Below are 21,448 nucleotides of genomic sequence, written 5' to 3'. Positions count from 1 at the left end.
ATCCCGGGCCTCGGCGATGAGCCCGGCGGTTTTTAAACTACGCGGCGGCATGAGACGACCCGGGCATGGAATAATCAACCGCATCCACAATCAGATTTCTCAAATGGCCGATTTTTTCGATTTCCACTTCGATGCAATCGCCGCTTTTCATGAACAGCGGCGGGGTACGCTTCTTGCCGACGCCCCCCGGCGAACCGGTGATAATCACGTCGCCGGCGTGCAGCCGGGTGAAGGTACTGATGTATTCAATCAGCGCGGCAATACCGTGAATCATGCTGCCGGTATTGTCGTTTTGTACCAGACGGCCGTTTAACCAGGTACGGATGTTCAGGTCATGGGGATTGGGGACTTCATCGGCAGTGGTGAGATAAGGGCCGAACGCGCCGGTTTGCCGCCAATTCTTGCCCGCCGTGAACCAATTATGTTGCCAGTCCCGCGCCGAACCATCCATATAGCAGCTATACCCGGCGACATGTGACAACGCCTGCGAAGCGGGAATACCCTCCCCCTCCCGGCCGATAATCACCGCCAGTTCGCCTTCGTAATCAAATTCCGCCGAAAGACCAGGTTTGACAATCGGCATACCGTGACCGGTTTGGGAATCGGCGAAGCGAATAAAAAGCGTCGGCGCCGGGTTCACCTCATTGAACTCTTTACGCTTTTCGGCATAGTTCATGCCGACGCATAAGATTTTGCCCGGATTTTCAATTACCGGCAGGAATGTTACCTGGTCAACCGCTATATCCGGCGGCTGATGGCACAGATCCTGCGCCTCGGATAAGGCATTGCCGGCCAGCAGGGTTTTAAGATCCGGATAGCGCGGGCCAAGACGGCGGCCTAAGTCAATCAGGCCGTCTGCGGCCACGATGCCGTAGCTCTTGCCGCGCTGATAAACATAACTTGCGAGTTTCATACATTTTCCTGAATTAACATTCTTCTCAACCCGATGGCCCGGCCGGTATTAGCCGGTAAATCACCCTCGTCCGGCATGCGCAGCCGGGTCGCAGCGTGGCCGGATATCAAAGTAAGAAGTTGCCCAAGACCAGCAAGGCGACCGAGACGTTTATCGCCCCGCCGATGCGGGTCGCGATTTGGGCAAACGGCATAAGCTCCATCCGGTTGCCGGCGGTGAGGATAGCCACGTCGCCGGTGCCGCCCTGGCCGCTTTGGCAACAGGACACGATGGCCACGTCGATGGGATGCATACCGATTTTTTTACCCACCAGATAGCCGGTACCCACCAGGGTGCAGACGGTGCTGACGATCACCAGCAAATTGGAGAGGGTGAATGCATTCACCAGTTCCTGCCAGGGGGTAATGGCGACGCCGACGGCAAACAGAATCGGGTAGGTCACCGAGGTCTGGAAAAATTTATACACCACCTGGGAGCCTTCCAGCATACGGGGAGAAACGCCGTGGGCCAGTTTGATCAATACCGCGATAAACAGCATGCCCACCGGGGCCGGCAGGCCGATCAATTTATACCCCAGCATGCCCAGCATATAGAGCAGCACCGCCAGCAGCGCCCCGGCGGCAATCGCGGTCACATCGGTTTTACCGCTAAACGTGCCGGTAAGGGCGGCGGCCGGCTGGTCCTGGCCCGACTGATTGGCCGGCATCAGCTTGCCTTCGCCGGTCAAATGGGGATAGCGTTTACCCAGCCGGTTCAGGCAGCCGGCAATGATAATGGCGGTTAATCCGCCGAGCATCACCACCGGCAATATCCGTCCCAGCACCACGCCCTGTTCCATATGCAGCAATGCGGCGTAACCGATGGAGAGCGGTATTGCGCCCTCACCCACGCCGCCGGCCATAATCGGCAAAATAAGAAAGAAGAAGATCTGAAACGGCGGCAGGCCAAGGGCCAGTCCAACGGCCATACCCACCAGCATGCCGGCCGCCTCGCCGCACAGCATCGGGAAAAAGATGCGCAAAAAACCTTGAATCAGGGTGCGCCGGTCCATGCTCATGATGCTGCCGACGATAATGCAGCAGATATAGAGATATAGAATGTTCGTCGATTTATAAAAACTGGTGGTGGCCGTCACCACCACCTCGGGTAACAAACCGTAATGCACCATTGCTGAAGGAATAAATGTGGCGCAAATAGCCGCCGCGCCCATTTTACCCACCACCGGCAGGCGCTTGCCGATTTCACCACAGGCGAAGCCAAAAAACGCCAGGGTCGCTACCATCACCACGATATCGTTGGGTAATTTCCCGCTCAGGCAATCAATACCGATGAGTATGCCGGCCAATAAAAATAGCGGCAGTGGAATAATACCGATTTTCCAGCTATCAAGGATATGCCACCATTTTTCCTTGACAGAAATTTCTTTCACCGTTGCCGGTTCAGCTGTAGCAATATAACTGTCTTCTGTCGTGCTCATAATCAGCCCCCTTATACCCGCCATACGCCAAGCTGCAGATGCGTTGGTTTTCCTGTAGCTCGAATTATTTAGGGTAAGTAAAATAAGTGCTGGAATACTAAAAAACGGCTGACGTTATTTATGTGATTGAATTCAAATTTAAACCGCTATTTTAAAGGTCTTAAAGATTTTAATGGATTTTATTATTTCATGATCATGGCAGCGGCGCAATTTATCTTAATAAGATTTTTATGGGTTATATGATTTCAATGGTTTTTATGGTTTTAATGGTTTTTATTCCTCAAAAAAATAGCTTGTTAATGAAAGGTGGGAGATATGTAGACTGAGTTTTTAACACTCGGCCGACATTTAGCGGTAATATCCCCCAACGGTTGTGGTTGAGATCACACTTTAGATTTAGCGCCCTTACACCTGATTTTAATCATGATAAGATTACCGCGTTTGCCTAATGGCTATGATTTATTATGTGTATAAAAGTTTCTTTCCATATTAAGTTATTTATCAGCCTGATCCTTTTCTTTTCATTATTGCTATTGCTGATAGGCATATATTATTACTACGACTTGGATAAGCAGCTTTATGCTGAACTCGGCGCTCGCGCTCAGGTCCAATCGCGGGAAATCGCCATGATCCCCACGCTCATTGATGCGGTTGAAATCAAGGATACCGACGCCATTGCCGCCCTGGTGGGTAAATTGGCAAACCGCAGCGATGCCAGTTATATCGTTATCGGCGATGAGCACGGTATGCATTTATATCATTCGGGTTATCCCGGCAGCATTGGCAAATCGATGATCGGTGGAGACAATACCGAGGTATTGCAAGGTAAAGACAGCATTTCCGTGCGGCGCGGCGGTTTAGGTATTTCATTGCGCAGTAAGGCGCCCATATTCGATGGGCAACATCATATTATTGGCATTGTGTCTATCGGCTATTTGAAAACTCGTATCGATATGCTCAGCACCGGGAAATTAATTAATATTCTCGTGATGGCGTTAATGCTGCTGGTGGCATTATTTGTGTTTTCCTGGTGGTTTGCCAATACGATGAAGAAACAGATGTTTTCACTGGAGCCAAGAGAAATAGGCCTATTGGTCCGCCAGCAAAAAGCGCTGTTGGAATCCATTTTTGAAGGCGTGATTGCCATCGATAAAGAATACCGCGTTGCCGAGATCAATCAAGCGGCCAAATCGATACTCTCCCTGCATGCGTCCTCAAGAGAACTGCGCGGCCAACGCCTGTCATCGGTGATTAAACCCATCCCTTTCCTGCAGGAAAAAACCATGCTGGCCAGCGATACCCATGACGAAATCTGCCTTTTCAATCAGGTTACGGTCATCGCCAGCCGCGTGCGGATTTTGCTGGAGGACAAGTTGCAGGGCTGGGTGATCAGTTTTCGCGATCAGCATGAAATAAACAGTCTCAATGTTCAATTAAGCCAGGTGAAGCGCTATGCGGATAATTTACGTATTTTGCGTCATGAGCAGTTGAACTGGACCGCCGCCCTCGCCGGGTTATTGCATATGAAACGCTATGATGAAGCAATACGGTATATTGAAGCGCAATCGGAAAGCGCCCAGGAAATACTTGATTTCGTCTCGGCGCGTTTTTGCTCGCCGGCATTGTGCGGCTTATTGCTGGGCAAGTATGCCGGGGCGCGTGAAAAAAACGTGGAGTTATTATTTGATCCGGCCTGCGGCCTGGCGCAGCTGCCATCCGGCCTGCGCGAAACCGAGCTGATGTCGATTATCGGCAACCTGCTGGATAACGCCGTTGAGGCAACCCTGTTGCGCAAGGGGGAGCGCTATCCCATAGAGGCCTATATTGTCGGTAGCGCCCGTGATGTGGTGATCGAAATAGCCGATCAGGGCATCGGTATCCCCCAGGGGATGCGGGAAAGGATTTTCGACGTGGGCATCACCACCAAACCCAGCGGCGATCATGGGCTTGGCCTGCACCTGGTGGCAAATTATGTGAATCATTGCGGCGGAACCATTGAGGTGTCCGCCAATCAACCTTACGGTACGGTTTTTTCCATTTTTATTCCGATGGAAAGTCGTGCAATGTTACCCGACCTCATTAATCCGGATGAATCTGATGATACAGCCTGAAATTTTTGACGTGCTGGTGGTGGAAGATGAAAACCAACTGGCGCAAATGCACGCTGATTTTATCGACGGCCATGCACAGCTTCGTCTGGTGGGCGTTGCGCGCACCTTGAAGGACGCGCGGGAACAGCTCCGTCAAAAGCGGCCCCGGCTGATCCTGCTGGATAATTACCTGCCGGACGGTGAGGGGATCTCATTAATCGACAGCGAACTTATGCGCGGACTGGAATGTTCGGTGATTTTCATTACCGCCGCCAGCGATATGAATACCTGTAGCCAGGCTATCCGCTGCGGTGCGTTCGACTATATTCTTAAACCCATCTCCTGGAAGCGGCTGAGCCATTCGCTGGAACGGTTTATCCAGTTTGCCCGGACTCAGCGGGCCTTCAAAGTGGTAGACCAGCAAAACGTCGATATCCTTTATCAGCTGCAATCCAAAACATTCAGCCAGGATACCGGCAGCAAGGGTATCGAAGAAAATACCCTCAATCTGATCCGGCAAATTTTTATCGCCGGGCAAGACAGCCTGCATTCCGTTGACGATATCGTCAGCCAGACCGGGCTGAGCAAAACCACCGCCCGCCGCTATCTGGAATACTGCGTGGAAATTGATTTCCTCAGCGTTGAAATGCGCTACGGCAAAATCGGCCATCCGCGCCGGCTATACCGACGCCACATCCCTTCATAGCCACCCTTTGCCGGCCCGTGATTAATTATTCCGGTTATTGCCGGAGCGTTACGATCCTGGCTGGATTTTTATGCACCCAAAACGCCAAAACAGCAACTACAGTTACCTTTAGGTTCGCCTAATGTCTTGTTAATGTATGGATATTAATTTAACTGCGCTTAGGTTCACAATTCATCATCACGGTGAAAATCTCCCCATTCAGCATAGTTTTCCAGCCTGACGTTCCCCCCGGTAAAATATAAAAACCACCGCGACGCATAAAATGTTAATGTTCCTGCGTGAAAAACAAATAAATGCATAACATTCAATGTATTATAAAAAATAAGCCATGACTGTCATGGATATCAAATCCGCCGATGAAGGAACTCCAGTCAATAAAACCACATAAAAATTCAGTTCATGAATAATACCAAATACCTAAATAATGATTGTCATCAACTAACTAACACAGCACGGCAAATAATAAATTAAGCGTGATCCGGATCACTTTCGAATTAAGCCGCCTGGTTAATATGGCCGCCATCGCAATGAAGTAGGCGGTACTTAATTATTTCCCCTTTCAAATATTGATTATTTGAGAGCGGGATACCCTACGCTCTTTTTGCCCCTGTTAATTCTGTGAGAGGCGGTACTAACCATGCAAAGTCATTATGTGGGTTCTGAAATAGGACGACTCCGTCGTGTTCTGCTGCACCGACCAAATTTAAGCCTGAAACATTTAACCCCATCCAACTGCCAGGAATTATTATTTGACGATGTTCTGTCTGTTGAGCGCGCGGGAAAAGAGCATGATATTTTTTCCGACATCCTGCGAAAGGAAGACGTGGAGGTATTATTATTAACCGATATGCTGGCTCAGACGCTGGCTATCGACGAAGCCAAGGAGTGGCTATTGACCACTCAGGTGTCGGATTTCCGCCTGGGACCGTCGTTTGCCCTGGAAATACAGCATTGGCTGCGTACCCTGCCCGACCGGGAACTGGCGCGGATTCTTACCGGCGGATTGAGCTACCAGGAGGTGCCCACCGGCTTTACCAATATGGTGGTCAATAGCCATAGCCCGACTGATTTTATTATCAAGCCATTACCGAATCATTTATTTACTCGAGACACATCCTGCTGGATATATAACGGCGTCTCAATCAACCCTATGGCTAAAGAGGCCAGGAGACGGGAAAGTAATAATTTGCGTGCCATTTATCGCTGGCATCCTTTATTTGCCCGGCAATCCTTTTATAGATATTTCGATGACGAAAGGATTAATTATGATAATGCCACTCTTGAAGGCGGTGATGTATTGGTCATTGGCCGGGGAGCGGTATTAATCGGTTTATCCGAACGCACCACGCCACAGGGCGTCGAACTGCTGGCCCGTTCCTTATTTAAACATCATCAGGCCGACCGGGTTATGGCGCTGCAATTACCCAAACACCGCTCATGTATGCACCTGGATACGGTTATGACTCACCTGGATATGAATAAATTCTCGGTTTATCCCGAAGTCATCAAGGCCGAACAGGGCTATTGGAACCTTATCCCCGACGGCCGGGGCGGATTGAAGATGACCGAAGAGCCGCTATTTTTACGGGCCTTGGAACAGGTGCTGCAGGTGGACCCTATCGAGCTTATCACCACCGGCGGCGATGCGTTCGAAGCGGAGCGCGAGCAGTGGAACGATGCCAACAACGTATTGACGGTGCGGCCCGGCGTGGTCATCGGTTATGAACGCAACACCTATACCAACGAGAAATATGACAAAGCCGGCATTACCGTGCTGACCATTCCCGGCGACGAGCTGGGCCGCGGCCGGGGCGGAGCCCGCTGCATGAGCTGTCCGCTGCAGCGTGACGGACTTTGATCGCCTAAGGACAAAACAGATGAAGATGACTAAACCGACCCTGGTGGTGGCGCTGGGGGGCAATGCCTTGTTGAGACGCGGCGAGCCGCTGGAAGCACAAACTCAGCGACGCAACGTGGCCGCCGCCGCCGAAACCCTCGCCGCCCTGACCGGGGAGTGGCAGGTGATCCTGGTTCACGGCAACGGTCCCCAGGTGGGACTGCTGGCGCTGCAAAACAGCGCCTTTACCGAGGTGACGCCCTACCCCTTGGACATACTGGGCGCCGAGTCCCAGGGCATGATCGGCTACATGCTGCTGCAAGCGCTGAAAAACGCCCTGCCGGATATGCCCATCAGCGCCCTGCTGACCCAGGTGGAGGTAGACCCGCAAGATGCCGCCTTCCTCAATCCCAGCAAGTTCATCGGCCCGGTTTATACCGCTTCGCAGGCCGGCGCGCTGCAGGCCGCGCGCGGCTGGGCCATGAAAGCGGACGGCAATGCCCAGCGCCGCGTGGTGCCCTCGCCCCGGCCGGTACAGATTATCGAGCGCGAGGCGATTCACGCCCTGACGGCCAAGGGGCATCTGGTGATATGCAGCGGCGGCGGCATTCCGGTGGTACGCAGCGCTGAAGGCATGCGGGGCATCGAAGCGGTGATTGATAAAGATCTGTCGGCGGCGCTGCTGGCGCGCCAGATCAACGCCGACGCGCTGCTGATCCTCACCGACGCCGACGCCGTTTACCGCGACTGGGGCACGCCACGCCAGACCGCGCTGCGCCACAGCACGCCCCTGGAGCTGTCGGCCATGCATTTTGCCGCGGGCTCCATGGGGCCGAAGATCCAGGCGGTTTGCGAGTTTGTCACCGCTACCGGCGGCACGGCCGGCATCGGCGCCATGGAACAGGGCGTCGCCATTATGCGCGGCGAAACCGGCACGCTGATTACCTTGCATTAATCCCCACCGGCGGCCGCTGCGCCGCCTGATATTTATTTAAGGAAGAAAAATATGTGCGTCAATTTATATCATCGGCATTTTCTCAAACTGCTGGACTACAGCCCGGAGGAGATCCGGTATCTGCTCGCCCTGGCGGCGAACCTTAAAAAAGCCAAATACGCCGGCGACGAACCACGGCATCTCCAGGGCAAAAACATTGCGCTGATTTTCGAAAAAACCTCCACCCGTACCCGCTGCGCCTTTGAAGTGGCGGCCTTCGATCAGGGCGCGCAGGTCACCTATCTCGGGCCCACCGGTTCGCAAATCGGCATCAAGGAATCGATGAAAGACACCGCACGGGTCCTGGGAAAGATGTATGACGCCATAGAGTACCGCGGCTACGGACAGCAGATTGTGGAAGAGCTGGCGCGCTACGCCGGCGTACCGGTGTGGAACGGGCTGACGGATGAGTTCCATCCGACGCAAATCCTGGCGGACCTGATGACCATGCAGGAGCACGCCGGCGGCAAGGCGCTGAACCAGATCAAATTCGCCTATTTGGGCGATGCCCGCAACAACATGGGCAATTCCCTGATGGTGGGCGCGGCGAAGATGGGCATGGATATCCGCCTGGTATCGCCAAAAAGCTTCCAGCCGCGGGAAGCGCTGGTGGCGCAGTGCCGCGCCGTCGCCAAGGATACCGGTGCGGCCATCACGCTGACCGAACATATCGACGAGGGCGTGGCCGGGGTGGATTTTCTCTATACCGACGTTTGGGTTTCCATGGGCGAACCCAAAAACACCTGGGCCGAACGGGTGGCGTTGATGACGCCTTATCAGGTGAATATGGCGGTTGTCGCCGCTACCGGCAATCCGCAGGTGAAATTTATGCACTGCCTGCCGGCCTTCCATGACGAGCAGACGGTTATCGGCCGCGAAATTGAGCAGACCTACGGGCTCAAAGGGCTGGAAGTTTCCGATGAAGTGTTTGAATCCCGCCATTCCATTGTGTTCGATGAGGCGGAAAATCGCATGCACACCATCAAGGCGGTGATGGTGGCCACCTTGGGCGTCCCGGGAGGTTTATATGTCTGAACATACTTCTGATAACAAACACGGCCTGAGCGCATCTGAAAATATATCTGAGAAAAAGCTCGGCCTGAGCGCGCTGGTGGCGCTGGTTATCGGCTCCATGATCGGCGGCGGGGTATTCAGCCTGCCGCAGAATATGGCCTACTCCGCCTCCACCGGCGCCCTGCTTATCGGCTGGGGCGTTACGGCGGTGGGCATGATTTGCCTGGCGCTTATTTTTCAATTACTGAACCGCCGCCGGCCCGATCTGGAGGGCGGTATATACAGCTATGCCCGCGCCGGTTTCGGCGATTTCATCGGATTTCAGGCCGCGTGGGGATACTGGTTTTCCGCCTGGCTCGGCAATGTCTCCTATGCGGTATTGATGTTCAGCGCGCTAAGCTTCTTTTTCCCGGTGTTCGGGCTTGGCAATAACTGGCAATCCATCCTGGGCGCCTCGGCTATGTTGTGGCTGGTGCATACCCTGGTGCTGAAAGGCGTACAGGAAGCCGCGCTGATCAATACTATCCTGACGGTGGTGAAAGTCCTGGTGCTGATGGTCTTTATCTGCGCAGCGGTAGTGGCCTTCCGCCTCGATGTGTTCAGCAGCGATTTCTGGGGTCGGCTTATCCAGGTGGACAATCAGCACCCGGCGCTGTTCGAACAGGTGAAAAGCACCATGCTGGTGACCACCTGGGTATTTATCGGCATCGAAGGGGCCACCGTGGTGTCCACCCGCGCGGCGCGGCGTAACGATATCGGCAAGGCAACGGTATTGGGGCTATTGGGTTGCCTGGCCATTTATCTGCTGGTGAGCCTGCTGTCGATGGGGGTGCTGGAACAGGCCGCGCTGGGACAACTGAAAAATCCGTCCATGGCCGGCGTGCTGGAGCATATTGTCGGCGCCTGGGGGGCGAAGTTTGTCGCCGCGGGGGTCATTTTGTCGGTGGCTGGCGCCCTGCTGGCCTGGACGCTGTTTGCCGCTGAACTGCCCTACGTCGCCGCCAAAGACGGTATGTTCCCGCGGTTCTTCGGCAAAACCGGCGTCCATAACTCGCCGGAAACGGCATTGTGGGTCACCAACGCACTGATCCAGCTGTTTTTGCTGCTGACCCTGTTTTACAGCGCCGGCTATCAGGCCCTGTTTTCCATCGCCACCGCCGCCATCCTGCCGCCTTATGTATTCAGCGCCGCTTATGGACTGAAGCTGGCCTGGCGGGGAGAGAGCTACCAGGACGGGGAACCCCGCGGCGGCGATATCATCCTGGCCTTGATCGGTACGCTTTACGGCATCTGGCTGTGTTATGCCGCCGGTGGCCAAATGATGCTTTCCTCGCTGCTGTTCGTACCGGGCATCGCGGTGTATGCCTGGCATAAAAGCAGCCTTGGCGCGCCGCTGCTGTTTAAACCGTTTGAAATTGTCATTGCGGTGCTGCTGGTGCTGTTGGCGATCCTCACCCTGGTCATGATTGCCCAGGGGCAAATCCAGCTGGTTTCCTGACGCGCCGAACCGTGACGTAAATGTTAAGCCGGTAGGCAAATCGGTTCGCTGATTTGCTTACCCAGCAGATTGATTAAACAATGGATTTCTCATTCAACCTCCAGTGCAGGCTGGCTATCCATGATAAAAAAATCCACCGATTCAGTTGCGAAAGAACAGCGAAAACTTGACCTCTGCCATCAATTGATCAGCAGTAATAACTACGCGTCCCAAGATGAAATCCGCCGTGAGATGATCCGGGCCGGCTACACCCGTATCGGGCAATCCAGCGTATCGCGTTTACTGAAAAGCCTGGGGGTAACCAAGGTACGCAACGCCAAGGGCATCAAGGTGTATACCCTCGATCAGCGCCACCAGGCCAGGCCGGCCATCGAGAACCCTTTGTCTTCCATGGTGCTGGGCGTGGAGCATAACACCCATTTCGTGTTGATTTTGACCATTGCCGGTTATGCCCGCGCCATCGCCAAGGTGCTGGATTTGCAGAATCTGCCGGGGATCCTGGGCATCGTGGCCGCCAATTCATCGGTGTGGGTCAGCCCCCGGCGGGATTATTCGGTGCTGCATCTCTATAAGCATATTTCCCGCCTGCTGGGGCATGGGGATTTCCGCGAATAAATATACCCGCCATACTTCAAGTTGCCGGTGCGTTGGTAATACTCGGCTCATCCATGAGCCTCGCCCCTTCAGGGCCGCTGCCAGCGGCGTTCAAATCTGCTTCCGGCAGATTTGTCGCTGCGACGCCGGCGGGTGAACCCTGCATTGTTATTTCGGCAACGTATCTTTATAGATATGGCCGTTCTTCATAATGACGACAAAGTTTTTGCCGGGGTCCTCGATAAGCTTGATATTATCCAGAGGATTGCCGTCCACCAGCAGCAGGTCCGCCAGCGAGCCTTGCTCCACCGTGCCGAGCCGGCCGGGATAGGGGTTGATATTTCCCGATAATGCCATGAGTTCGCCGTTGTCGCCGGTGGCCATCTTCAATACCCCCGCCGGGGTATACCAGCGTACCAATTTAGCCAGTATCGCCCCTTGGCGGCCGGCCACCCGCGGGTCGAACAGCGAATCGGTGCCGAAAGCCGTCTTGATATGGTATTTGATGGCCAGCATATAGGCGTTGTCAGTGCCGGCAAAGACCTGCTGGGCCTTTTGCCGGGACAGGGCGGTTGGCAGCGGTGAGGCGTCCTCGTCATCGAGCAGCGGCTGGGTGCTCAGCCAGATGCCTTTATCCGCCAGCATTTTGGCGGTGGCGTCGTCCATCAACTGACCGTGCTCGATGCATTTGGCGCCGGCTTCCACCGCCTGGCGAATGGCCGCCGGCGTATAGGCGTGTACCGTCACATAGGTGCCCCAGCCGCTGGCGGCTTCCACCGCCGCGCGGATTTCCGGCACGGAGAATTGTACCGATTCAAGGGGATTATACTGCGAGGCCACGCCCCCGCCGCCCATCAGCTTGATCTGGCTGGCGCCCTGCCGCAGTTGCTCCCTGGCCCGCAGGCGCACTTCGTCCGCGCTGTCGGCAATGGCGGCGATGCCTTCACGCTCTGAAAAACTCAGCGGGCCGCCCGGCTGGCGCGGCAATTCAAACGCGAACCGAAAGTCGCCATGGCCGGACGTTTGTGAAATAAAGGCTCCGGACGGGTAGATGCGCGGGCCGTCAATCATCCCTTCATCAATGGCGCGCTTGAGGCCGAATACCGGGCCGCCGAGATCGCGCACCGTGGTAAACCCGCGCATCAAGGTATCGCTCGCCTCCCGCGCCGCCCGCAGCTGCAGGTAGTCCGGATTGGCGGTCATCAGCATCATCTGCGGCGTCGCCGCCATGAACGCATGCCAGTGCGCATCGATAAGGCCCGGCATCAGCACGCGTCCGTCGCCGGCAATAATCCGGGCATTGTCGGCGCCGTCCGCGTCAATGGGGTCGGTGGAGATGCGCGTGATGACGCCATCCTTCACCAGCACGTTTGAAGGGTCGGAAAGGTCGGCATTCTTACCGTCAAAGATGCGGACATTCTGAAATAAGGTCACCTCGTGATTGACCGGCGGCGGCGTGGCTTCCCCGGGCATGATGAAATCGCCTTCATCCGCCAAGGCGATATATGAAAAGAAACAGAGTATCCCCAGCAGGATTAACCAAGGGCCTTTTATTCTATTGCCGCAATATGCCGAAACGGCGGACAACCCGCTAGAGTGGCTATTTCTATTTAAGCTCATGGTTGATCCTTAAGGATATCTATATCGGGACGGTGGGCCGGCTGGGAAATAAATACGCTATTGTCTGAAGAATTATGTCACATTGTTTTATATGCGGCTTTAGCCATATTCCATATTTGCGATCTGGTACGCAATATATGAAAGAGCAAGATGCCGTCACGTCTCAACGTTAATAAACTTTTAAAAACAATGCGTAAGAATATATTATAATATAAGCAATGCTGCGCTTTTATTCACAAACCAATACCATAATAGTTTAGTCATTTTTAATAATTTAATTTCAATATATAGTAATATGGCTTGGCTATTCGGCCTGGATTCGATAATCAAGGACCATGCTATTGCGACCCATTTATTTATATTAGCGTTTGTCTATGTTTTGGAAATAACGATGCCAGTCATAGCAGGGTTTAAAGCGGCGCTAAAACCGGCGTCGGCGGTGGGGTCATTGGGATTGTCATTAAAGTGCGCTGCAGTGATGGCTTATCACTACAGCATTTGAGATAGGACAAACTCATCGGAGCGCCTTTACCCGCGAGCCCCGCGCGGGCACCGGACGGTCCGGGCAGGTAACGCGCCCGAACCGCCGGTGGCGACGCCGGTTTACAGCAGCTCGGTCTGGGCTTCCACCACCGCCAGCGCCACCATATTCACGATGCGCCGCACCGAAGCCACCGGCGTAAGGATATGCACCGGTTTTGCCACGCCCATCAGGACCGGCCCCACCGTCACGCCTTCCGAGGAGGAGACGCGCAGCAGATTGTAGCTGATGCGCGCGGCTTCCATATTCGGCATGATGAGGAGATTCGCCGAGCCTTTCAGCGGACTGTCGGGCATCAGCTCATGGCGAATGCTTTCCACCAGCGCCGCGTCGCCGTGCATTTCCCCGTCTATTTCCAGCTCCGGCGCTCTCTCCCGCACCAGCTCAAGGGTTTTACGCATCTTGCATGCCGCGGGGGCATTGGAGCTGCCGAAGCTGGAATGGGATAACAGCGCGACCTTGGGTTCAATACCGAAACGCCTCACCGTTTCCGCCGCCATCAGGGTGATTTCCGCCAGCTGCTCCGGCGTCGGATCGTCATTCACATAGGTATCGGTGAGGAAGGTATTGCCGCTGGGCAGCAGCAAGGCGTTCATCGCCGCGGCGACGTGGACGCCCTCGCGGAAGCCGAACACCGATTCCACCACGTTGTAATGTTCATGATAGCTGCCGACGGTACCGCAAATCATGGCATCCGCTTCGCCGCGTTTCACCATGATGGCGGCGATAAGGGACGGGTTGCCGATTAACGCGCGCTGCGCCTGTTCAGGAGAAACGCCCCGCCGTTTCATGATCTGGTAATATTCGCCCCAGTACTCTTTGAAGCGCGGATCGGACTCGTTATTGACCACGGTGAAATCTTTACCGGCGGTAATATGCAGCCCCAGTTTTTTCAGCCGCATCTCGATAACGCTCGGACGGCCGATAAGAATAGGTGTGGCCAGTCCCAGGGTGACCAGTTCCTGCGTGGCATGCAGGACGCGTTCGTCTTCGCCCTCGGCCATCACGACCCGTTTCGGCTGTTTGCGCGCCTGGGAGAAGATAGGCCGCATAAACAGGTTGGTTTTGTAGACAAACTCCGTGAGTTTCTCCACATAGGCATCGAAATCTTCAATGGGCCGGGTGGCTACGCCGGAATCCATCGCCGCCCTCGCTACCGCCGGGGCGATTTTTATAATCAGCCGGGGATCGAAGGGCGTAGGAATAAGGTATTCCGGGCCGAAGGTCAAATCCTGATCGGCATAGGCCGAGGCCACCACGTCGCTTTGTTCGGCCATCGCCAGGTCGGCAATGGCGTGCACGCAGGCGAGCTTCATCTCTTCGTTAATGGTGGTGGCGCCCACATCCAGCGCGCCGCGGAAGATAAACGGGAAGCACAGGACGTTATTGACCTGGTTGGGATAGTCGGAGCGGCCGGTACAGATAATGGCATCAGGCCGCACCGCTTTGGCCAGCGGCGGCAATATTTCCGGTTCCGGATTGGCCAGCGCCAGGATCAGGGGTTTGGTGCCCATGGTTTTCACCATGTCCTGGGTCAACACGCCGGGACCGGAACAGCCGAGGAAAATATCGGCGCCGTGAATGGCGTCCGCCAGGGTGCGCATGCCGTTGTCTTCGATGGCATAGGCGGCTTTGGTTTCCGCCATGTCCGTTTCCCGGCCCTTATAGATCACGCCGCGGGAATCGCAGACGATGATATTGTGCAGCTTCAGGCCCAGCGCCACCAGCAGGTTGAGACAGGCAATGGAGGCGGCGCCGGCGCCGGAAACCACCAGGCGCACGTCGCTGATGGATTTTTCCACCACCCGTAAACCGTTCATCACCGCGGCGGTACAGATAATGGCCGTACCGTGCTGATCGTCGTGGAATACCGGGATTTTCATGCGTTCACGAAGTTTCTTCTCAATGTAGAAACATTCGGGCGCTTTGATATCTTCAAGGTTGATACCGCCGAAGGTGGGCTCCAGCGCGGCAATGATATCGATGAGTTTATCGGGTTCTGATTCATCCACCTCGATATCGAACACATCAATGCCGGAAAATTTTTTAAACAAGACGCCTTTGCCTTCCATCACCGGTTTGCCGGCCAGCGCGCCGATGTTGCCAAGCCCCAGCACCGCGGTGCCGTTGGAAATCACCGCTACCAGGTTGCCCCGGGCGGTGTATTTATAAGAGGCAAGAGGATCGGCGGCGATTTCAAGGCAAGGGGCGGCAACGCCCGGTGAATAGGCCAGCGCCAGATCGCGTTGGGTAGCCAACGGTTTAGTCGGGGTAATCCGTATTTTCCCTGGTTGTGGGAATTGATGAAAATCTAAAGCACTCTGTTTGAGTTGTTCATCCATTGTAGGATTCCTTGTGGCTTATCAGAACTTGTACAGGAATGTAACGATGTTGCGCCCGAACAGTATAAACTGTGCTTAAAGTCAAACTTTGAAGCAAGGCATAGTCTGAATAAGAATGTGTCCGGCTATAAGAAATTACCCGTTTCCAATAGCGGATCGTCACCGGAAGCCTTTCTTGCATGCGCGGATTTGATACTATTTTGTTAACCCTCGAGGAACGTTACCGGAGCGCGTCTTGACCTGTTTAACCGTTTTGGCCGCCGGCAGTCTGCGCACGGCGCTAACGCCTTTACTGGCGGAATATACCCGTTTAACCGGGCAGCGGGTACAGGCGGAATACGGCCCCGCCGGCCTGCTGCGCCAGCGCATCGAGGCGGGAGCGCCCTGCGATCTCTTCGCTTCCGCCAATACCGCCCATCCGCAGCGGCTGCTGGCGGCGGGCCGGATATTGCGGGTGCAGCCCTTTATCGCCAACCGGCTGTGTCTGACGGTGCGCAATACGCCGGCGACACTGGGGGCGGACTGGCTGGCGCTGCTGGGCAATCCCATTCTGATTATCGGCATGTCCACCCCCGGCTGCGATCCGTCGGGAGATTATGCCTGGCAACTGTTCGATAATATCGCCCCGCTGCTGCCGCCCTGCGCCGGGGTGCTTAAAGCGCGGGCCAAGCAACTGGTGGGCGGCGCCGATTCTCCCCCGCTGCCGGCCGGCGCCATTGCCGCCGGCTGGCTGATTCATCAAGGCAAAGCGGATATCTTTATCGGTTACGCCCACTACGCCCGGCTGCTTGGGCAAGATCCGTTGCTGCGGGTGGTGGAGATCCCGGCGCAATTCAACGTGCGGGCGCTTTATTCCCTGGGGGTGGGCACCGCCGCCGCCGAACCGCTGGCGGCATATATCCTTTCTCCGGCGGGACAAAAGCAGCTGCTGGCCGCGGGTTTTATGCCTGTTATCCCAGAGTTGAATCCCGAGGTTAACGCCGCTACCGCTTGGGCACATCAAACAACGGCGCCAGAAGGGAATAATCCCGGCCCTGGTGGGTAACGTTGATCTGTTTTACCGCCACGCCGTAGGCTTGCTGCAGATTCTCCTCGCCGAGCACCTCGCCGGTGGCGCCGAACAGCCATTGCCTTTGCGGCAGCAGCAGCAGGGTGTTATCCGCCGCCAGGGCGGCATGGGACGGGTCATGGGTGGTGAACAGAACGCTTATCCCCTGCTCCCTGGCGAGGCGGCGAATCAGTTGCAGCACCGCCTGCTGATTGAAAAGATCCAGGGCCGAAGCGGGTTCATCCAGCACCAGCAGGCGGCCTTGGGTCGCCAGCGCCCGGGCCATCAGCACCAGTTGCCGCTGGCCGCCGGAAAGGGAGTGAAACGGCCGATCGGCCAGGGGAGCGATGTGGAGGGCTTCCAGCGCCTCACGGACGATGCTATCGTCCCGCCGGTCCGGCATTCTCAACAACCCTACCTGGGCCGCCCGCCCCATCAGCACGATATCAAATACCCGGTAGGCGAAGGCCGAGGTGAACTCCTGCGGCACAAAGCCGATGCCGCCGGTGCAATGCACCGTTCCGCCCAGGGCCGGCAGCGTGCCGATAAGGGTCTGTAACAAAGAGGTTTTCCCCCGGCCGTTCGCCCCCAACACCGCGCAAACCTCACCGGCGGCGCAGGCGAAATCAAGCGGATCACACAGCGCCTCGCCGTGGCCGTACAGCAGTTGCCGGGTAGCAAGGGTAATCTCCGTCATTGATGCCTCCGGCGATTATCCCTTACCAGCAGGCAGGCAAACAGCGGCGCGCCGATAAGGGCGGTGATGATGCCCAGGGGGATTTCAGCCTGGCTCAGGGTTCGCGCCGCATCGTCCACCAGGATCATAAAGCCGGCCCCCAGCCAGAAAGCGGTAGGCAACAAACGGCGATGATCCGCCCCCGCCAGCAGGCGGGCCAGATGGGGAATCACCAGGCCGATCCAGCCGATGCTGCCGCTCACCGATACCTGCGCCGCCACCAGCACCGCGCACAGCAATAGCACCCCGCGGCGCAGATTGGCAACAGACATGCCCAAAGAAGCGGCGTCCCTGTCCCCCAGGGACAGAATATTCACCCGCCAGCGCAGGCGGTGCAGCAGTAAACCCGCCGGCAGCACCGGTACCGCCAGCATCAGCACCTTATGCCAATCGGCGGTGGCGAAGCTCCCCAGCAGCCAGAACACGATGCTGGGCAGTTTTTCTTCCGTGTCGGCCAGGTATTGCAGCAGACTGACCAATGCCGAAAAAAAACCGCTCAGGATAATCCCCGCCAGAATCAGCATCAGCAGATTATCCCGCCCCAGGGTGGCGGCAATCACATATACCGATCCCAGCGCCAATAAACCGAATACAAACGCCGACCCCAGCAACGCCAGCGGCGTCAGTCCGAACAGGATGGCCAGCGTCCCGCCGAACGCGGCGCCGGCGCTGACGCCGATAATATGCGGATCCACCAGCGGATTATGGAAAATGCCCTGCAGGGCGGCCCCGCAGAGCGCCAGCGCCCCGCCCGCCAGGCAGGCGGTCAGGATACGCGGCATGCGCACCATCCAGATGATCTGGCCGGCCACCTGATGGTGATGAAACGGCGACGCCAGTTCACTTAGAACCTGCAGCGGAGAAAGCGCGTATTGCCCCATGCCCAGGGAGAGAAAGGCGATGACGAGCGTGAGGGCCGCCAGTACCGGTTGTACCCCCGCGCCATGGCCGTTAGCGGGCGGCATCGTCCACCTGGCGCGGCGACCAGCGGATGCGGTAAAAGCGCTGATAATAGTCGTCGGCCCGGCGGTTCATATCCACATCGGCGAACCGTTGCGGATAGAGCTGCTTGGCCATCCACAGCTCACCGATGGCCAACGCTTCCGGCATGGGATAGCCCCAGGCCTTGGCATATTCCGGCATCAGGAATACCCGGTGCTGTTTCACGGCGTCTACAGATTGCCAGGCCGGATCGCGGTTGATTTGCCGTACCACTTCCGGATAGCGATCCTGCACAAAAATCACCTGGGGGTTCCAGGCCAATACCTGTTCCATGGAAACCTGTTTGAAACCCTTTACCGTAGCCGCCGCCACGTTTAGCGCGCCGGCATGCTGCATCATCAGGCCGGTGTATTTTCCCGAGCCATAGGTGGTGAGATCCGGATTCGCCATATACACCCGCACCCGCTTATCGGCGGGCACATCCTTGAGCCGGCCGGCTACTTCCTCGCGGGCGCGGAAGGCATAGTCAATCATCGCCTCCCCCTGCGGCTGCCGGTTAACCACCGCAGCCACCAGACGGATGCCCTCTTTCAGGCCCTCGTTATAGGCCTGCTCTTCGTCCGCCATGGCGGGATTCAGCTTGTCCTGTTCGCCGGGACGATCCTTGCGCAGCGAGACGGCCACCACCGGGATGCCGGCGGATTCAATCTGCTTGATCATTTCCGGCGGCGCATAGTTGGCGACGAAGACCACCTGCGGATGTTCCGCCAGCAGACTTTCGATATTCACCTGCGTCAAATCCCCCGGCATAGGCAAAGAGGCCAGCCTTGGAGCAAAACGCACGAAGTCCGGGCCCAGCTGTTTTTTCCAGCTGGACAATATTCCCACCACATCATCGGCGGCGTGCAACTGCACCAGCAGATTCAGGGTTTGATGCTGTAGCACCACCACTCGCGTCACCCGATCGGGCAGGGTCACCTGGCGTCCGAGCTGATCGGTAAGGACACGATCCGCCACGGCGCTGAAACTGGCGGCAAGAAACGAAAAACATAACAGGATGTGCAGACAGAATGGTCGGGCGAAACGGGGCGTGTTCATAAGATGGGGGTGGCTGTTTAAACGATATATGCCTGAATATATAACGATAAGGCGGGGGGTACAACAGCCATCCCCCCCGCCCCTGATTTACATCAATGCGGATTACGCTTGGTTGCGGGCGGTATTATCGCCGCCAAGCCAGGAGCGCCCTGGGAAAAGCTGATATCACGACCATTTTTTCAGCAGGATGCTGGCGTTGACGCCGCCAAAACCGAAGCCATTGGATAAGGCGTAGGTCATTTCATAAGGCTCCGCCTCTTTGCGCACCAGATGCAAACCTTCGGTGGCCGGGTCCGGATTCTCCAGGTTAAGGGTGGCCGGAACGATTTGATCGCGCAAGGCCAGAACGGTAAAAATGGCCTCAAGGCCGCCGGCGGCGCCGAGCAAATGGCCGGTTGCCGATTTGGTGGCGGTGACGGCCAGTGCCGAACCCAAACCGAACAGGTGTTTTATGGCGTTGATTTCGCCCAAATCCCCCACCGGGGTCGAGGTGGCATGGGCATTTAAATGCCTCACCTGCTGGGGCGAGACGCCGGCCTGCTTGAGGGCGATTTTCATTGCCCGGTAAGCGCCGTCGCCGTCTTCCGCGCCGGAGGTCATATGATAGGCGTCCGCGGTGGTGCCATAACCCACTATTTCCGCCAGAGGCGTGGCGCCACGGGCCAGGGCATGGTCAAGGGCTTCCACCACCAGCAGACCCGCCCCTTCGCCCATGACAAAACCGTCGCGATCCCGGTCAAAAGGACGGGAAGCGGCGGCCGGAGCGTCGTTAAAGTGAGTGGAAACCGCCCTGGCGGCGGCGAATCCACCCAGGCTTACGGTATCGATGGCCGCTTCGGCCCCGCCGCACAGGGCGATATCCGCCTCATCGTTGGCAATCAGGCGAACCGCGTCGCCGATAGCCTGCACACCGGCCGCGCAGGCGGTGACCGGCGCGCCGATAGGTCCGCGGAAATGGTGCTTGATGGAAACATGTCCGGCGGCCAGATTGGCCAGAAACGACGGAACGGTAAAGGGAGAGAGCCGCCCTGGCCCGCGGTTATCCGAGGTGCGCACCGCATTGGCGATGGCGGGGAATCCGCCGATACCGGTGGCGATAATGGTGGCGGTACGCTCCTGACGTTCATCGGTATCGGCCGTCCAGCCGGCCTGACGGAGAGCTTCATCCGCCGCCGCCATGGCGAAGAGGATAAACCGGTCCATTTTTTTCTGATCTTTCGGCGGAACGTACCGATCCGGATACAAACCCGCTTCGGGATCCTGTTCCGACGTCGGCACCTGGCCGCCTATTTTCACCGGCAGCAGCGCGACCATTTCTTCCGGCAAAGGCCCGATCCCCGATTGCCCGGCCAGCAACCTCGACCAGATGGTTTCTACGCCACAGCCTAACGGCGATACGGCACCCATGCCGGTGATCACTACTCGACGCTTATTCATTGCCTGTCCTGTTATAGGGTTGTTGATGTTGGTAAGGAGCGGAAATTTCCCGATGCGCGTCACGCTGCGGCTTGTTGCCCGTTCCGGCGCAACGCGCGGTGGTGATAATATTGACATTATGATAGGTGAGCCGCTCGCCGCTCTGCCTGTCAATCACTTGCGGCGTGACCGCTTTGCCGCTGTGGCGGTGCACCGGCACGATAGCGATCCGATCGTCGTCTAACAAGCGGTTACCCCAGTCCAGCAGTGAAATCAGCACCGGAAACAGCGCCAATCCGCGTTCGGTCAGAAGATATTCATGGCGGACCGGCCGCGTCTGGTAGGGTTGCTTAAACATAATATCGTTTCGCACCAGCGTATTGAGCCGCCGGGTCAGCATGGTGGGGGATATCCCCAGGCTATGCTGGAATTCATCGAATCTGGTCAAACCGCGAAAGGCATCCCGCACGATCAACATGCTCCACCACTCGCCTATCCGTTCCAGGGATTGTGCTATGGGACAAGCCATATGGTCAAAATGGGTTCTTTGCATACTTTCCTGATGGTTATCAGCGGGTTTAA

At 56.4% G+C, this 21,448-nt stretch carries 17 protein-coding genes; 8 read left to right on the top strand and 9 right to left on the bottom strand.

The window, feature by feature from the left end; all coding sequences use genetic code 11:
• Positions 1 to 37 precede the first annotated feature (37 nt).
• Positions 38 to 913 carry a fumarylacetoacetate hydrolase family protein gene (locus ACL2XJ_RS19525; protein WP_413724199.1) on the bottom strand — a complete coding sequence of 292 codons (876 nt, stop codon included), beginning with the start codon at positions 911 to 913 and terminating at the stop codon, positions 38 to 40.
• Positions 914 to 1,019: 106 nt separating this feature from the next.
• Complete coding sequence (locus ACL2XJ_RS19520) at positions 1,020 to 2,390, bottom strand: 2-hydroxycarboxylate transporter family protein (RefSeq protein ID WP_413724198.1); 1,371 nt, start codon at positions 2,388 to 2,390, stop codon at positions 1,020 to 1,022.
• Between the two features lie 464 nt (positions 2,391 to 2,854).
• Here ACL2XJ_RS19520 and ACL2XJ_RS19515 point away from each other — a divergent pair, with 464 nt between their 5' ends.
• The 7 genes from ACL2XJ_RS19515 to ACL2XJ_RS19485 all read left to right on the top strand — a co-directional run bounded on the left by ACL2XJ_RS19515 (position 2,855) and on the right by ACL2XJ_RS19485 (position 11,144).
• The gene (locus ACL2XJ_RS19515) at positions 2,855 to 4,501 is read left to right on the top strand and encodes an ATP-binding protein (protein WP_413724197.1); all 1,647 of its coding nucleotides are present in this window, start codon (positions 2,855 to 2,857) and stop codon (positions 4,499 to 4,501) included.
• The gene (locus tag ACL2XJ_RS19510) at positions 4,488 to 5,186 is read left to right on the top strand and encodes a response regulator (protein ID WP_132921975.1); all 699 of its coding nucleotides are present in this window, start codon (positions 4,488 to 4,490) and stop codon (positions 5,184 to 5,186) included. The genes ACL2XJ_RS19515 and ACL2XJ_RS19510 overlap by 14 nt, the downstream gene beginning before the upstream one ends.
• A gap of 637 nt (positions 5,187 to 5,823) precedes the next feature.
• The gene (arcA, locus tag ACL2XJ_RS19505) at positions 5,824 to 7,044 is read left to right on the top strand and encodes an arginine deiminase (RefSeq protein ID WP_413724196.1); all 1,221 of its coding nucleotides are present in this window, start codon (positions 5,824 to 5,826) and stop codon (positions 7,042 to 7,044) included.
• A 25-nt stretch (positions 7,045 to 7,069) separates the two neighbouring features.
• Complete coding sequence (arcC, locus tag ACL2XJ_RS19500) at positions 7,070 to 7,978, top strand: carbamate kinase (RefSeq protein WP_413726927.1); 909 nt, start codon at positions 7,070 to 7,072, stop codon at positions 7,976 to 7,978.
• Positions 7,979 to 8,029: 51 nt separating this feature from the next.
• On the top strand, positions 8,030 to 9,052 hold the full coding sequence (argF, locus tag ACL2XJ_RS19495; RefSeq protein ID WP_132921978.1) for an ornithine carbamoyltransferase: 1,023 nt from the start codon (positions 8,030 to 8,032) through the stop codon (positions 9,050 to 9,052).
• Complete coding sequence (locus tag ACL2XJ_RS19490) at positions 9,045 to 10,529, top strand: basic amino acid/polyamine antiporter (protein ID WP_132921979.1); 1,485 nt, start codon at positions 9,045 to 9,047, stop codon at positions 10,527 to 10,529. The genes argF and ACL2XJ_RS19490 overlap by 8 nt, the downstream gene beginning before the upstream one ends.
• Positions 10,530 to 10,649: 120 nt before the next feature.
• Positions 10,650 to 11,144, top strand: a complete 495-nt coding sequence (locus tag ACL2XJ_RS19485; RefSeq protein WP_413724195.1) for an arginine repressor — start codon at positions 10,650 to 10,652, stop codon at positions 11,142 to 11,144.
• 147 nt (positions 11,145 to 11,291) lie between these two features.
• Here the strand turns inward: ACL2XJ_RS19485 and ACL2XJ_RS19480 are convergent, their stop codons facing one another.
• Positions 11,292 to 12,743 carry an amidohydrolase family protein gene (locus tag ACL2XJ_RS19480; RefSeq protein ID WP_413724194.1) on the bottom strand — a complete coding sequence of 484 codons (1,452 nt, stop codon included), beginning with the start codon at positions 12,741 to 12,743 and terminating at the stop codon, positions 11,292 to 11,294.
• Positions 12,744 to 13,346: 603 nt separating this feature from the next.
• Positions 13,347 to 15,626 carry an NADP-dependent oxaloacetate-decarboxylating malate dehydrogenase gene (gene maeB, locus ACL2XJ_RS19475; RefSeq protein ID WP_132921980.1) on the bottom strand — a complete coding sequence of 760 codons (2,280 nt, stop codon included), beginning with the start codon at positions 15,624 to 15,626 and terminating at the stop codon, positions 13,347 to 13,349.
• A gap of 235 nt (positions 15,627 to 15,861) precedes the next feature.
• On the opposite strand from maeB, the gene ACL2XJ_RS19470 reads away from it, so the two are divergent.
• Entirely contained in the window at positions 15,862 to 16,671 is an 810-nt protein-coding gene (locus ACL2XJ_RS19470) for a substrate-binding domain-containing protein (protein WP_413724193.1), read from the top strand.
• Here the strand turns inward: ACL2XJ_RS19470 and ACL2XJ_RS19465 are convergent.
• The 5 genes from ACL2XJ_RS19465 to ACL2XJ_RS19445 all read right to left on the bottom strand — a co-directional run bounded on the left by ACL2XJ_RS19465 (position 16,610) and on the right by ACL2XJ_RS19445 (position 21,419).
• Positions 16,610 to 17,371: an ABC transporter ATP-binding protein gene (locus ACL2XJ_RS19465; protein ID WP_413724192.1), complete on the bottom strand. Its 762-nt coding sequence runs from the start codon at positions 17,369 to 17,371 to the stop codon at positions 16,610 to 16,612. The two genes, ACL2XJ_RS19470 and ACL2XJ_RS19465, sit on opposite strands and share 62 nt — an antisense overlap.
• Positions 17,368 to 18,375 (bottom strand): FecCD family ABC transporter permease, encoded by a 1,008-nt coding sequence (locus ACL2XJ_RS19460; RefSeq protein WP_132921983.1) that lies wholly within the window; start codon positions 18,373 to 18,375, stop codon positions 17,368 to 17,370. Before ACL2XJ_RS19460 ends, ACL2XJ_RS19465 begins: the two co-directional genes overlap by 4 nt.
• Positions 18,362 to 19,450 carry an ABC transporter substrate-binding protein gene (locus ACL2XJ_RS19455; protein WP_413724191.1) on the bottom strand — a complete coding sequence of 363 codons (1,089 nt, stop codon included), beginning with the start codon at positions 19,448 to 19,450 and terminating at the stop codon, positions 18,362 to 18,364. Before ACL2XJ_RS19455 ends, ACL2XJ_RS19460 begins: the two co-directional genes overlap by 14 nt.
• 165 nt (positions 19,451 to 19,615) lie before the next feature.
• Positions 19,616 to 20,887 (bottom strand): beta-ketoacyl-ACP synthase II, encoded by a 1,272-nt coding sequence (fabF, locus tag ACL2XJ_RS19450; RefSeq protein WP_132921985.1) that lies wholly within the window; start codon positions 20,885 to 20,887, stop codon positions 19,616 to 19,618.
• The gene (locus ACL2XJ_RS19445; RefSeq protein ID WP_413724190.1) at positions 20,880 to 21,419 is read right to left on the bottom strand and encodes a winged helix-turn-helix transcriptional regulator; all 540 of its coding nucleotides are present in this window, start codon (positions 21,417 to 21,419) and stop codon (positions 20,880 to 20,882) included. Before ACL2XJ_RS19445 ends, fabF begins: the two co-directional genes overlap by 8 nt.
• Between the last annotated feature and the right edge of the window lie 29 nt (positions 21,420 to 21,448).

This window comes from Sodalis sp. RH16 (genome assembly GCF_047324245.1).
Taxonomy (GTDB): domain Bacteria; phylum Pseudomonadota; class Gammaproteobacteria; order Enterobacterales; family Enterobacteriaceae; genus Acerihabitans; species Acerihabitans ligni.
The sequence above is the reverse complement of the archived record's forward strand: the minus strand, read 5'-3'. Positions and strand labels throughout refer to the sequence as shown.